The organism is Acinetobacter sp. Res13-Abat-PEC15-P4-01 (assembly GCF_015676285.1).
Lineage (GTDB): Bacteria > Pseudomonadota > Gammaproteobacteria > Pseudomonadales > Moraxellaceae > Acinetobacter > Acinetobacter nematophilus.
The window spans coordinates 47,148-59,980 of the sequence record NZ_JADAIN010000038.1 but is presented as its reverse complement, the minus strand read 5'-3'; the positions used below and the strand labels follow the sequence as shown (position 1 = coordinate 59,980).

Sequence of the window (12,833 nt, the reverse complement as noted above, 5' to 3'; positions counted from 1 at the left end):
AGTAATATGTATTTGAAATAATTTGGAATCGTATGCTTGTTCATTTTTTACTGAGTTGTACAAAACATCAGGGCAAATCGAATTGACCTATGAAATTGTTATGATTATGATGGGCTTGCTGACCTACATCGTCAGTCGGTTTTAGCAGACCGTTGATCCGGACAAAAAATAGTTTCGACTATTTTTTGGGAACTCTCTCGTCCCCCTTTTTTCTTTATGGTAGGACGGAAGGGGGACACCTCCGGGTGTGCTGGTTCCTTGGATCCCAGTCTGCTAACCCCTTTTCGTTCTGCCACCATTATTTAGCAGTGATGCGGTAGAACTTCTTAATTCCAAGGAGTCAATCATGACTGTTTCTTTTTTAGCATTTAGCTTTATTCCAATTCCATCTCGTCTATTCAGGTCGTACAGCATTCCTTTGCTTCGACTGTGAAGATTTTTGCACGTCTGATTTTAATTATTGGTGTCGTGATCTGGCTTGGCCCTGCTTTTCTGGGTTTTGTGGCCTTAGTGATCCTGTTCTATATATTGATGGCATTAGCGGGCTGGAATAAACAACCACCGCAATAAACCAAGCAATCCATAGTTACACCTATTTATAAGTCAGGCATCGATCATCCTCTTTAATGACGAGAATCATCATGTCTCTTTTTTATCGTCTACCCTTTATGGGTGCTGTACTGCTGACAGCTGTTGCTATGACAGGTTGTGAAAGCAAATCCAAACGTGACTTCAATGTTGGCTGTCAATCTGGTGGCACAGATCGTTCCACCTGTTCCTGTGTCTATGACAAGTTGGAAGCACATTATTCACCTGATGTGATGGAAAAGCTGGGGCAACAGAATGTGAGCCAACTCGATCTACCACGGGACTTTACCGAGCAAATGCTTCGTGCTGCTCAAGCCTGTCAGTCACGCTAGGAGTTCAGCATGCAAATCAAACATTATCTAATCGGGATTTATATTGTGATTGCCCTGCTGTTCTCAGCCTACTTAAAAGGTTGCAGTGCCACAGCAGATCGTAGCTATGCCTATAACTTGGGTAAAGCCATCGTCTGGCCGATCTCAATGTTTAACTAACCGTAATAAAGCAATAACCGATTCAACAACAATAATCAGGATTCTTTGTTTATGAACAGACATATCAATCGTTTTTTACAAGGTGGGACACTCATCATCGGACTACTCGGCGTAACCCTGAGTCATGCGGATGTGGGGAGTATGAGCAAAATCTACACTAACCCTCAATCAGCACCGCAGGTTAAACGCTGTAAGGGCAATACCCAATGTAATGCCTTCTATGCCCTGGCAAAGGATTGGCAATCTATCCCCAACAATTTCAAGATGGATGGAATCAATGTGAAAGCTTATGCCAAAGATGGGGATGGCTATGGGCTCTGGAAAGGTTTCACACTGAATTCTAATCGTGCCATTGCCTTAGCAAATGCAGGTGATGCCGTTTTTTTCAAAGGCGGTGATAGCTCTAAGGCAGATGAGCGCATCTATGCACAAGGCATGGCTGTTCTGCTCTACCTCGAGAATAAGTCAGCTCGATAAAGGTCAATCCCATTACGCTTAAACTTCTGCTCTTCGATCCAGCTTCTTGATCAGCGCAAAATATCAAAATTCCTTGGAATTAAAGAGCAGAAAACATTTTAGGAGGTTGTCATGCCGAACATGAAGCCCTTTCTACTTTCAGCTTTGTTAATGTCCTTGCTAGGTGGATGTAGCCCATCCCATAAAGCGGAACAAGCTAAATCAGCTCAACAAGAACAAACAGAAGTTGATCCAGAAACCAAACGTATCCTTGAGACTGATCTTAGTGAATTAGAGGTCAGTGTGCCTCAAGCAGAAACCAATGAACAGGAATATGCTAATCCCGCCCTTGAACCGATTACAGAGAATCGACCAGTACAGGAAGAATTCGACATTAAGGTTTATCGTGCTGAATCTCAAGGCTCAATGACTGGCTATATTGACAAAATTGACATCATCTCACTCAATGATGCGCCTACGACCATCACAGGCATTCAAGTCAATCGTGGTAATTGTGGGGTAACCAGAATGTATGACTATAGCAACATGCGTTATGGCTCAGTTGCGCTCGCTTACCCACGCTGTAAAGCTGAATATATTCGTGAGGTCAGTATCAGTACTGCCAATGGTACTTACGCATTCCAGATAGGTTAATTTCTACATACGATGTGTAATACTGTAAGGAATTACACATCACAAAGTAAGGTTTGAATAAGCATTTCCAAAGGGGTGCAGCAGTTGAAAATATAGCTCCGAAGCCTAGAACTGTATTACAGTTTCAACCTCTGGAACTCTTTTCTTTAGAAATTCACGTATTGTCTTTTTCAAACTACTGATGTTTAAATTTTTGGTCTGAGGTCTACTTTTTTTAGAAGATTTTAAAGAAGGTAAAATACTTTCTTTAAGTGTAATTTGAATATTCGATATCTTACGCTTACCTCTATTTGGAGGAGAGATCGATACTTGAAACTCTTCTAAATTTAGAAAAACCTTCTCTAACTTATTAATAAATGACTCATAGCTTTTACCAAAAGCTAGAGGTTCGCCATAAACGTACTCATTGTTCAAGTGGTCATCTTTCTGCCTCTTACCTGAGGTGTCATTGACCAAACTGACAGCATGTTCAAGGTCAATAAAAGTTAAGTCTTGATCTGCAAAAATAAGATTAAAATGATAGTTAATAAAATAAAGTGCAAGGATGGCATTTAGAACTGCATCATAACCGAGAGAATAAATTTCTTTGCGATTTCCAATTCGCTGATTTGAAAACTTATCTAAAATAGATAAAACCTCATTCGCTACATCAGTCAGCTTATTTATTTCATTGATATCAGCAGCATTATATTCATTGTTATTTCCATTTCTCATAAAGTCCAATCTTCTTGATTGATAATTGATTAAGAAATTTCTCAATATATAAGGCAAATTATCTGGCGCCTCATTCAAACTCATTTGAAGTACAAAGTGGGTCGATGTAAGTTCTTGATCAACTTTAGCGTTGTAATCCAGATATGATGAGGAATCAAAATACAATGGAGACGCATGAGAGAATAGGGGCTTCAGAATTTCGTAACTTTCTTTAGTGCTGGGTAGCCCAGTAGAACTCTGAGGATCCTTACTACTATTGAACTTACCGTAAGATAAGTGAATCGGTAGAAAGTTAAAAAAAAGATCTTCTAGACCAAGCTGAGGAAATAGATTCGGAAGATAAAAGCCATTTTCATTCAGATAAGATAAAATCTTTAGTCGCCCCAGAGCTCCAGAATCAGGGTAAAGAATCGTATCTACAGCATTCCAGAAGTCCATAGAAACTTCATAAAATAGCTGTCGTATTTCTTCAATAGTCATGATTTCATTTGAAACAAGAAAAATATCTGGTAATAAAAGCTTACCCGTTTGCAGGAAACCCATAGCATTGTCCAAGAGTCTTCTTTCTTCCAAAATAAATTCAACATTTTGTTCAAGCTCTTCGTCAGTAATCTCAGGATTATAAAGCTTATATTTCTCTTTCACCGACACAAACAACTGATTCTTAATTACAGTTTTTTTTTCAACCAAAAAGTCATAAAAAGCAGGAAATCTGATCCTAAATTTACAGGCATAAATTGCTTGTTCAATATGACTTTTTACCACTGGATCAGCAATAGAAAAAACAGCGTGTGTATAGGTTTTCTCAGTAGCCAAATTTTAACCCCTTATATATCAATAACTAAAACATAAAAATCTGGATGGATACATTTTTCACCCTCAGAACAACAAACTAGCTCATACCAACTAACCCACTTCTAGTTTTGAGGAACATTAAGATGTTTCAACTTAAAAAATTACCACATTGGTCGCTAGCCATAAGCCAAATTTTCGGCAATATCATTTCACTGATTTTTGGACACCATCTAGCCAGTTTCACCTGCATCTCTCCATATATCACTACTACAGGTGGTCTGAAATGGGACGTCTCCCATTGTGGTACCTATATGATTAATAAATATTAATCAATACTTTATAAGAACAACCATCAATTAACTATGAGTTATATCTAAATAATATTAGATATACAAGGAGACCCTACATGGGAGTATTAGCCCATCCAACTCATCACAGAGTAAGAAAACCAATTACTCCTTTGAAAAGACCCAATATTGTGTCTTTAGACGAAGACCTAGACATCTTTGAGGCTAATCATGGTAATGCCTCAAAGATCTTGGATAAGCATCACACCTTAACCTTAAAAGATAGCTTGTTCACACATAACCAGGAAAAAGGCTCTCCTCAGGTACTACCTGAGGATAAGCCTATGTACTTACATTTTGTTTGTTTATGGATCACACAAAGAATTAGCTCTAGAGATGAATGTTTTTTGTATTTCAAACACGAATCTCTGACATCATCACAAAGATTCTTTGTTACGGATTCAACGCTTTGTAATTACTACAAGCAAATCTTCATGTCTGAAGATATTAGTGAAGGCGACTATAAAAGCGAACATTACAATTGTGTTATAGATGCTGTGAGCAAGTTCTGGTCTTACCGATTTGATCTGATAAATTTATGGAATGCACCATCTGCAAAGATCACAATCCAAGACGAGAGCGGAAATTTCAAACAAGTTACTATTGCTGAAATCCTTAATCAAATGAATTTTGAAGTGTATAAGAATATCCATGGCTCTGTTTTCAAAGAAGCAATTCGAATACGGGTTAGGCGTGCCTCCAATCACTTTAAAAGCGCAGAAAAATATCTTTCTGAATTACGAAGTGATCATGGACGCTTAGTCGTTATCCGTTTGGATTTATGCCTTCCACCAGAACTCAAGAATATTGATGTTCCCGAGTTGAAGCATAACTTTGATCGTTTCACCCAGAAAATGAGAAGAAGTAGATTATTGAAACTCAATGGCTATATCTGGAAGCTTGAATATGGTTTTGCAAAATCATTCCACTACCATTTGATCATATTTCTATGTGGTAGAAAACACAGTCATGACATCAAGCTTGCTCAAATGATCGGTGAAATGTGGGATAAAACGATTGGAGGTAAAAACTGCTACTTCAATTGTCATTCTACAAAGTATCTGAAGCATTACAAAGACATTGTGGTTGGTCGGTTAGAACGGAATGACCATATTAAATTTGATCGCTTGTTGAATGTAGTTATTAGATATTTCTGTAAGAAAGATCAGTTCATTGTGCACAAGAGTATTGTGAACAAAAAAACTTTTGATACTGGCCGTACACGTAGTACGCGCAAAAACCTTGGACGTCCAGCAAAAATTTAAACTTCACGAATACTTTAGGAATACACAATGAATCAAGCTATTACTCTTTTAACTAATAATTGGTCCAACATGCCACAGTTGAAACTAAGCCCTTTTTATCACTCAGTTGATCAGAACGAAGTTGAAGTTTTAACCTCTGTGCAGAAAGCTCTTATCCGCATGGAACAAGACTCTTTTAAGACATTTACGGATAAGAAACAAACGAAACTAAGCTCAGAATGTATAGCATTTTTCAATTTACTACCTTCCATCGCTCAGCTGCGCCTAAGTATCGATCAGTCTTTGGAGCTCAATCATTATATTCAAGTAATTTTTGAAGAAGTATCCAATCCTGTGCATGAACAATTTCTCTGTGGAAATCACATGTTTTTAGGTCCAGAATATTTCCTGAACACTGTTACTCGCATTAAATTTGCCCTTACGTACAACAAATGTGCTCTAAGACTAGTTAAAAGAGTGACCCCAATCAGAGAACAAACCAACCGACAGAAAAAGTATTTCAGCCAATTATTGAACAAGAATCAAGAACTGGCTTGCTATCAGCTTGAGCTACCGCTTTGGACCTACCCTACTTTACTCAGTACGGAGCCTGTAAGTTCTAATGAGAAAAATGCTATTAAGGCTCTAAAAGCATATCTAAAAAATATCCATGCAGCTCCTGTCTTCCATCAAAAGCTGTGTGATATACAGTGGCGTGTAATAAAAAGCATTCACGGAAATATAATTGGCCAAATTCTGGTTTATTTGGTTGAAACTGAAGAAGACTATCAACCTTATTTAAAAACACTTTGGGTCGATATGGTCAAAGCTGAACTTTTAAATTCTAGCTTTTATCTAGAACCAAGTATCACATCGCTAAACTGTTATATGGGTAATGGCTTAGCTCTGAAAGAATGGAAAAAGAAGCTCGATTTACTGCACACTCACTTGGAGTTTTACAGCTATAAAGCAAATGGCATATGTTTCGAATGGAAGAGTTACACAGGCAACTTCTACCAATTAAAGCTAAAGGAATAGTAAATATGGGAGCTGCAATTAAGCTAGAAACAGTTGATTACTTATTCATGAAATATCGCTCTATGGCAGTTGACTTGATGACAATAGTCAGTGACTATTATCCTCATTTAAGTAAAGCTGAAGCATTGAGAAAGGCAAATAATTGCGAGTTTCCTTTCTCAGTGTTCAAAATAGATAAAAGCAAGCGTGCACCCTTTCTGGTGCATCTTAATGATCTTGCTGATGTTTTAGATAAACAATATTCAGAAGCCTCAAAAGACTTTGCTACGTTTCATCAATGAGGCGTAGCACCTCTTCCAACTGCATAACATCTCTTCTGGCTTTGACAGAAACATAACGCTGCAAACTGCTCCAAGAATCATGCAAACTTACTTTTTGAATTTCAGGAATAGTAAAGCTTTGCTCTGCAAGTCTAGTACATCCTTCATGCCTTAAATCGTGAAAACGCAAGTCTTCAATTCCCAACATCTTACAAGCCTCACGAAACTCTTTGCCTAAACTCTTCGGATTCAAAGGTAAAAGTAGATTTTCATTGTGGCCTAACTTAAGCATTCTGCTACGAACCTCATGATCCATTAAAAGTTCAATCATCGTTTTGCAGGGTTCTAAGACATCAAATGTCTTGTGGTTTCCTTTCGAGCCATTAGGATTTTTCAAATCATGAACTTTCCAAGATGAATGATGCTGATCATAATCATCTAAACTTAAACGGGTTAATTCTGCTTCACGTCTACAAGAAAAGATGGCAAACCAGATAACTAAATGCATCGGGTACTTCGTTCCATACCTATTCATTTTCCAGCGCTCGACAAAATACTTTGTTAAAGCTATTAATTCCGCATTGGTTGGCAATCTATCCCTCTTCTTACTAGAAGAGATTTGGCGGGTTTTTCTCAGTTGTGCGGTAGCTTTATCAAAACTATTTAAATCAATATCTATATCCCACATCACGGCGGCATGAGCCAAGACACCACGAATATGAAGCAGCTCATGTTGCTGTGTACTTGTTGCAATTGGATCTAAATCCATGTGAGGAATCCCAGCTTTTCTCAATGCAACATGATCAGCCAAATGTACTGATTTTATTTTTGTGATAATATTGCGCGCTATCGGAAATTTCTTAATTAAGAGTAGAGAATAGCGTTTCGTCCTTCCGTACTCGCTCCCAACTTCTTCCAAATATTTATCAATGGCATCTGCCAAAGTTAGGTCTATAAGTTGCTCTTTGCCTAACAAAATGTCTGGATTTTCTTGAATCTCAACTTCTCTTTTCTTAAGCCAGTTTTCCGCCATTTTCTTTGAATGGAACGTTTTGCTTTCAGAGTAGACAGGATATCCCTTTCGATTGATACGGATAGCAGCACGGTAACTCACACTACCATCTGCACCTTTTCTAGCTGTAACAGACCCCATAATTTACACCATGAACTATTTTTTCCATTATGGTGTAAGATTCGGTGTAAATGCAAACAGCAAAACCTACATTCACAAGTGTTACCATGCGTTTACGCAGATTCAAATACTAGATTTAAAGGTATGATTTTAAATGACTATTAACAAAAACCTTGAAGCCATTAGTAATCCAAGAATCAGCGTAGCACCGATGATGGATTGGACAACTCGCGACTATCGTTTTTTTGCCCGTTTATTTAATCCCAATATCATTCTATACACAGAAATGGTCACAACAGGGGCTATTATCCATGGTGGGGCAAATCGCCATTTGGATTACAACCATGAAGAGCATCCGATTGTATTACAACTTGGCGGATCAAACCCAAAAGAACTCGCAACTTGTACCAAGATGGCGCAAGACTGGGGCTATGATGAAGTCAACTTAAATGTGGGCTGCCCAAGTGACCGTGTGCAAAATAATAAAATTGGTGCATGTTTGATGGCTGAACCGGATTTGGTTGCTGAATGCATAGCTGAAATGCGTCACGCAGTTGATATTCCAGTCACCGTAAAACATCGAATCGGCATTGACGACATGCAATCCTATGAAGAAATGCTGCATTTTGTCGATACTGTTGCAAAAACTGGATGCAATAATTTTATCGTTCATGCCCGCATTGCTCTGCTACAAGGTTTATCTCCAAAAGAAAACCGAGATATTCCTCCACTGCGTTATGAAGATGTCTATCGCTTAAAGCAAGATCGCCCTGAGTTGCTGATCGAAATCAATGGTGGGGTTAAAACCTTTGCTGAAACTCAAGCACATTTAAAACATGTCGATGGCGTCATGATCGGTCGTGAGGCTTATCATAATCCTTATCTATTAGCGGAACTGGGACAGCTTTGGAATTTAGATCTGCCTGATCGTTTTGAGATTATCGACCAAATGTTGCCTTATATTGCTCAACGGATGCAGGAGGGTGCACCACTGTCGATTATTACTCGTCACATTCTTGGATTATTTCAAAACCTGCCAGGTGCACGTAAATGGCGTCAAGCTTTAAGTGGTGGCAATGCCAAAACTTTTGCCGATGTCGAAACTGCTATTGTGAATATTAAAGAAGCAATGAAACGAACTGAAGATTATATTCGAGAACAGTCTGTTTAAATTCACTGATCTCAATAGCCAACAGACTCAGTCAAAAAAAAACGATATGCATTTACAGCCTATCGTTTTTTATCGAGGTTCAATGTTGAAAGCATATCGCTAATTCTTTTGCGCATTTCACTACTGCATCATCCGCATGACTGTTCCATGCCATAAAGACATCAGAGCGTGCATGCTCAACATCCAAAGCAATCAATCTAACCTGCTCTGGTAATATATTTTTGAATTCGGCAGGAACGATACAGATACCTATGTTTGCTGCAACCAATTGCAGTTGCGACACTTTTCGAGATTGAATTCTGGCTTTCCGAGGTGCAAAACCTGCACTCAGGCAAATATTAGCAACCAGATAACTCAGCCCACCTCGTTCTGCATGAGGCGTTGATACAAAGGTTTCATGTCTTAATTGCTGAATTTTAACTGTGCTTTTTTCCGCTACAGGGTGGTGTTGATGGACAGCAACATATAAGGGTTCATCATATAATTGAGTGACGATTAAGCCATCCAAACTATTTAAAATAGGGGGACGAAAAAATCCAATATCAATGTTACCTTTTATCAATTCAAGCACTTGATCTTCAGAAGACATATTATTGATTTCAAAATTAATATTGTGATGTCTGGCGACATGATCAAACAACTGTATTTTTTCCAAACTCATCGTAATGGTACTTGAATGCGCAATCTTAATTAGGCGGTGTTGCCCTTTAGCAATATCTTTAGCGTTTTCAATAATATGATTTAAGTTGAGTAGGTTATTTTTAACTTGGGAATAAAAGAACTGCCCTGCTTTGGTCAGCTTTATTTTCTTATCACCACGATCTAAAATTTCGAAACCAACTTCTTCTTCCAAAAGCTTCATTTGCCGACTTAACGCAGATTGGGCAATAAACAACTTTTCTGCAGCAGCAATAAATCCACCTTCTTCAACAATTTTAATCAGATAATGGAATTGTTTGAGTGTTGCCATATTCATCTCAATATTAGATCAATCATTCTTTTTTCTATATTAGATTAGATCAACAAACTTCACTAGACTGAATTTAAAAGTAAGCGTCCAGGAAGAAAGGCAATGAGTATCTCTAAACAAATCTTGATTTTTATCAGTATCATTGGTGCGTTTCTTTTATTGAGTTGCTATGACCGTTTCATCACTCAGCAAACAGGAAAAGAGATTAAACAATCAACGTTTATTGAGTCGCAGGATTGAACAGATCTGGCACATTGAACGAGTAACAACAAGGGCTGGTTTTTTTAACCACAATCATGTATTAAAAATAAACCCGCTATAGGCTGAACAGCATTCCGAACTGATCTCATTCAACTTAGAGGGATAAACCACATTGATGGCTATTCAGGTAGTTTCGTATTAGGAATGCTGCTTTATAAACGGGTACGGAATTTTACGAGAGAATATTTTTCTATATTGGTCAAACATTCGGTTTTATTTTTTTTAGGTCATATTGATAGGCAATATATCTGCCAGCAAGATCATCACTGACAGAATGATTATGTTTAAAATAGACTTTGATCATACATGTCTGTAAGTCATTTAGTGCAAAGACTTTAATACGTTCAAGATATTGTGTCTGCTGTTGAATACTCACCTTCCAGTCGAATAATTGGTTTATTTTTTGAAACTCGGCTTGTGCACTGGCTTGCTGTATATTCTTAAAGTTACATGTCTTTATCGCATTATGAGGATATTGGGTACTTGACCAAATCAGCACGGTTCTTATATCACTCAAGGCTTTTCGTGCTTCATTCAATTGATTGACTGCTTGAACGTGGCGAACCGTTGAATAACAACCGTAACCCACTCCAACTACAATCAAAATGAACAATATGAGCGGGCTAAGATTAAAGTGTAAACGATTCCCCATAGAAACATGTTTATTCAATATCCATATATCAATTGAAGCTAAATCTACTGTGATTCGAATGGCATCAGATAAGTTCCGAATCTATCGACCAAATTTATTTAGGCAGCGCCAATATTTATCCTTAAAGATACTGACCTCAATTTCAAAATCGTTGCTATATTTTTCAATAATTTGATCAATTACTTTGGACGGTTTTCGAAAATCCTTAGCGGCAAAATACATGGTTCTTAAATGATTTCCAGTTTCACGACCAATATTTAAATAACCATCAACGTCTTTTAGCTCAGCCAATAATGCTTGTTCTATATGTTCAAGTTGTTCATATTGTTTTGAAGGCGGCATACCGCTCGAGTTTTGACCATCATAGGTGATTTCAATAATCATCATCCATGGATGCGACGCTTTTTGATCCCAATCCAGCAAAGTACTGTTTAAAACTGCAATCAGGGGTAAGCCCTCATTCGTTTCCCCTTGCAGGCTGATATATTCATCTTCATCTGTATTCGTTCGGATAACTTTGTCTAAACGAGAAATTTCACTCGTTTTTAAAATTAAAATATTTTTTAAACTCTCCATCGGCATCAATTCTTTTTCAGCATCCTGTCGACAGCGTATTGAAACCTGATCCAATTTAGTGATTGAATCGTATTCGCCTAAATAATTGTCTAAAAAAATATAAACTGCTTGTAAAAACTCGGCTTTTTGCTCTTCATTATATTGATCATGCACGACAACGAGGTCAATTTCATCAGGGTATCCATCATGATCTCTCAGATAAAAAGATAAAGTTTCTTGACTAAATTCATGACCGTGCATAGCAATACTGGTCTGGTGAATATCGCTGGCAGGTTTCAGTGCGGTAAATTTCCAACCTGCAATTTCAGGGGCAGCAGCCACCAACAAAGATAATATTGGAAATCACACCATCTGGCGTCAAGATCAGCTCAGCAGTCTCTTGATCGAACATTCCTGTTAGGAAAAAAATCCCAGCATGAACCTTTTCCAATTCAGGAGACAATTGATCAAAGAAATCTTTTTGAATGGTGTCTTGATTCATTTCATCAACCACTCGATGAAAATGCTGTTGATGCTGCTGAAACCATTGCCAAAATTCAGCATAACGGTTTTGATTGTTTTGTATCTGTTGTTGTTGTTTTCCAAACAATTTCTTAAAAAAACTCATTTTGATTATTCTCTTTTATTGCTGATGAATCAGGTTAATTTAACCGAATTCATCTGTTTTTTAAATGTACTGAAGCAACAATTAAGACAGCTTAAGCATTACTTTTCAGGTTGTAGACGGTCCAATTTTTTTAATACTTCTGCAACCGCAACCATTGCAAAACTGGATGTCACGACAACAGCTGATCCATAACCGCCACAGCGCAGACCTGCACTGGCACATACGTCTGCGCTAGAAAATGGATTATCTATTGAATAAATACAGGTAATACCAAATTTTTCTTTGGGTTTCTTACAAATACCTTTGGCACGTAACTGGCTACGTAGTTTTGCCAGCATCGGGTCTTGCTCTGTCTTAGACAAATCAGCTACACGAATCTTTAAAGGGTCCAGTTTTCCACCCGCTCCACCGGAAACAATCAACGGGATTTTATTAAAACGGCAATGTAACATCAGTACAAACTTTGCTTTAACATCGTCGATACAATCTAAAATAATATCAGGTGTCTTTTCTAAGATTTCCTTGATATTTTCAGGACTTAGATAATCATCTATCAAATTGATCTTGATCCGTGGATTGATTGAACGGCAGCGTTCAGCCATGACTTCAATCTTTTCCATCCCTAGAGTTGAACTCATCGCGGGCAATTGACGGTTGATATTTGAAGCGGCAACAGCATCCATATCAACAAGGGTGAGTTCACCCACCCCCGTTCTGGCTAAGGCTTCCACAGCCCATGAACCCACTCCACCGATCCCAATCACCATCACATGACTTTTTTCATAATGACTAAACGCATCGTCTCCATAAATCTTGGCAACACCGGCAAAACGGCGTTCATATTCATCATCAGTAGAATGGTCAGTCATGTTTGGCA

Annotated in this window: 14 protein-coding genes and 1 pseudogene; 9 read left to right on the top strand and 6 right to left on the bottom strand. The window is 38.0% G+C overall.

Going from position 1 to position 12,833, the window contains the following annotated elements; translation table 11 throughout:
- Positions 1-641: 641 nt before the first annotated feature.
- From IMO47_RS14400 to IMO47_RS14385, 4 genes are all read left to right on the top strand, one after another.
- Complete coding sequence (locus IMO47_RS14400) at positions 642-920, top strand: hypothetical protein (protein WP_190977860.1); 279 nt, start codon at positions 642-644, stop codon at positions 918-920.
- Positions 921-929: 9 nt separating this feature from the next.
- Positions 930-1,079, top strand: a complete 150-nt coding sequence (locus IMO47_RS14395) for a hypothetical protein (protein ID WP_005258418.1) — start codon at positions 930-932, stop codon at positions 1,077-1,079.
- Between the two features lie 51 nt (positions 1,080-1,130).
- Entirely contained in the window at positions 1,131-1,556 is a 426-nt protein-coding gene (locus IMO47_RS14390; protein WP_190977859.1) for a hypothetical protein, read from the top strand.
- A 111-nt stretch (positions 1,557-1,667) separates the two neighbouring features.
- Positions 1,668-2,189 (top strand): hypothetical protein, encoded by a 522-nt coding sequence (locus IMO47_RS14385; RefSeq protein WP_190977858.1) that lies wholly within the window; start codon positions 1,668-1,670, stop codon positions 2,187-2,189.
- Positions 2,190-2,294: 105 nt separating this feature from the next.
- Here IMO47_RS14385 and IMO47_RS14380 read toward each other — a convergent pair whose 3' ends face one another.
- Positions 2,295-3,719 (bottom strand): hypothetical protein, encoded by a 1,425-nt coding sequence (locus IMO47_RS14380; protein WP_190977857.1) that lies wholly within the window; start codon positions 3,717-3,719, stop codon positions 2,295-2,297.
- A gap of 385 nt (positions 3,720-4,104) precedes the next feature.
- Here IMO47_RS14380 and IMO47_RS14375 point away from each other — a divergent pair, with 385 nt between their 5' ends.
- The 3 genes from IMO47_RS14375 to IMO47_RS14365 are packed head-to-tail and all read left to right on the top strand — an operon-like array spanning position 4,105 to position 6,608.
- Entirely contained in the window at positions 4,105-5,310 is a 1,206-nt protein-coding gene (locus IMO47_RS14375; protein ID WP_190977856.1) for an inovirus-type Gp2 protein, read from the top strand.
- 27 nt (positions 5,311-5,337) lie between these two features.
- Entirely contained in the window at positions 5,338-6,327 is a 990-nt protein-coding gene (locus tag IMO47_RS14370; RefSeq protein WP_190977855.1) for a hypothetical protein, read from the top strand.
- Between the two features lie 5 nt (positions 6,328-6,332).
- Complete coding sequence (locus IMO47_RS14365; RefSeq protein ID WP_190977854.1) at positions 6,333-6,608, top strand: pyocin activator PrtN family protein; 276 nt, start codon at positions 6,333-6,335, stop codon at positions 6,606-6,608.
- On the opposite strand, the gene IMO47_RS14360 is transcribed toward IMO47_RS14365, so the two are convergent.
- Entirely contained in the window at positions 6,592-7,740 is a 1,149-nt protein-coding gene (locus tag IMO47_RS14360) for a tyrosine-type recombinase/integrase (RefSeq protein ID WP_190977853.1), read from the bottom strand. The two genes, IMO47_RS14365 and IMO47_RS14360, sit on opposite strands and share 17 nt — an antisense overlap.
- Positions 7,741-7,873: 133 nt before the next feature.
- Between IMO47_RS14360 and dusA the strand changes: the two genes are divergently transcribed.
- On the top strand, positions 7,874-8,890 hold the full coding sequence (dusA, locus tag IMO47_RS14355) for a tRNA dihydrouridine(20/20a) synthase DusA (protein WP_196076765.1): 1,017 nt from the start codon (positions 7,874-7,876) through the stop codon (positions 8,888-8,890).
- Between the two features lie 79 nt (positions 8,891-8,969).
- On the opposite strand, the gene IMO47_RS14350 is transcribed toward dusA, so the two are convergent.
- Positions 8,970-9,860, bottom strand: a complete 891-nt coding sequence (locus tag IMO47_RS14350) for a LysR family transcriptional regulator (RefSeq protein WP_196076764.1) — start codon at positions 9,858-9,860, stop codon at positions 8,970-8,972.
- Between the two features lie 102 nt (positions 9,861-9,962).
- Between IMO47_RS14350 and IMO47_RS14345 the strand changes: the two genes are divergently transcribed.
- Positions 9,963-10,100: a hypothetical protein gene (locus IMO47_RS14345; RefSeq protein WP_196076763.1), complete on the top strand. Its 138-nt coding sequence runs from the start codon at positions 9,963-9,965 to the stop codon at positions 10,098-10,100.
- A gap of 220 nt (positions 10,101-10,320) precedes the next feature.
- Here IMO47_RS14345 and IMO47_RS14340 read toward each other — a convergent pair whose 3' ends face one another.
- From IMO47_RS14340 to IMO47_RS14330, 3 genes and pseudogenes are all read right to left on the bottom strand, one after another.
- Entirely contained in the window at positions 10,321-10,773 is a 453-nt protein-coding gene (locus tag IMO47_RS14340; protein ID WP_242052670.1) for a hypothetical protein, read from the bottom strand.
- 81 nt (positions 10,774-10,854) lie between these two features.
- Positions 10,855-11,956, bottom strand: a pseudogene (locus tag IMO47_RS14335) (DUF695 domain-containing protein).
- A 98-nt stretch (positions 11,957-12,054) separates the two neighbouring features.
- Positions 12,055-12,825, bottom strand: coding sequence for a tRNA threonylcarbamoyladenosine dehydratase (locus IMO47_RS14330; RefSeq protein WP_196076762.1), 771 nt, complete (start codon positions 12,823-12,825; stop codon positions 12,055-12,057).
- Positions 12,826-12,833: the final 8 nt, after the last annotated feature.

What these genes read in the sequence shown, in the direction of transcription:
- IMO47_RS14400 (WP_190977860.1), top strand. Translation starts at nt 642, where the DNA reads ATGTCTCTTTTTTATCGTCTACCCTTTATGGGTGCTGTACTGCTGACA.
- IMO47_RS14395 (WP_005258418.1), top strand. Translation starts at nt 930, where the DNA reads ATGCAAATCAAACATTATCTAATCGGGATTTATATTGTGATTGCCCTG.
- IMO47_RS14390 (WP_190977859.1), top strand. Translation starts at nt 1,131, where the DNA reads ATGAACAGACATATCAATCGTTTTTTACAAGGTGGGACACTCATCATC.
- IMO47_RS14385 (WP_190977858.1), top strand. Translation starts at nt 1,668, where the DNA reads ATGCCGAACATGAAGCCCTTTCTACTTTCAGCTTTGTTAATGTCCTTG.
- IMO47_RS14375 (WP_190977856.1), top strand. Translation starts at nt 4,105, where the DNA reads ATGGGAGTATTAGCCCATCCAACTCATCACAGAGTAAGAAAACCAATT.
- IMO47_RS14370 (WP_190977855.1), top strand. Translation starts at nt 5,338, where the DNA reads ATGAATCAAGCTATTACTCTTTTAACTAATAATTGGTCCAACATGCCA.
- IMO47_RS14365 (WP_190977854.1), top strand. Translation starts at nt 6,333, where the DNA reads ATGGGAGCTGCAATTAAGCTAGAAACAGTTGATTACTTATTCATGAAA.
- IMO47_RS14360 (WP_190977853.1), bottom strand. Translation starts at nt 7,740, where the DNA reads ATGGGGTCTGTTACAGCTAGAAAAGGTGCAGATGGTAGTGTGAGTTAC.
- dusA (WP_196076765.1), top strand. Translation starts at nt 7,874, where the DNA reads ATGACTATTAACAAAAACCTTGAAGCCATTAGTAATCCAAGAATCAGC.
- IMO47_RS14350 (WP_196076764.1), bottom strand. Translation starts at nt 9,860, where the DNA reads ATGGCAACACTCAAACAATTCCATTATCTGATTAAAATTGTTGAAGAA.
- IMO47_RS14345 (WP_196076763.1), top strand. Translation starts at nt 9,963, where the DNA reads ATGAGTATCTCTAAACAAATCTTGATTTTTATCAGTATCATTGGTGCG.
- IMO47_RS14340 (WP_242052670.1), bottom strand. Translation starts at nt 10,773, where the DNA reads ATGGGGAATCGTTTACACTTTAATCTTAGCCCGCTCATATTGTTCATT.
- IMO47_RS14330 (WP_196076762.1), bottom strand. Translation starts at nt 12,825, where the DNA reads ATGACTGACCATTCTACTGATGATGAATATGAACGCCGTTTTGCCGGT.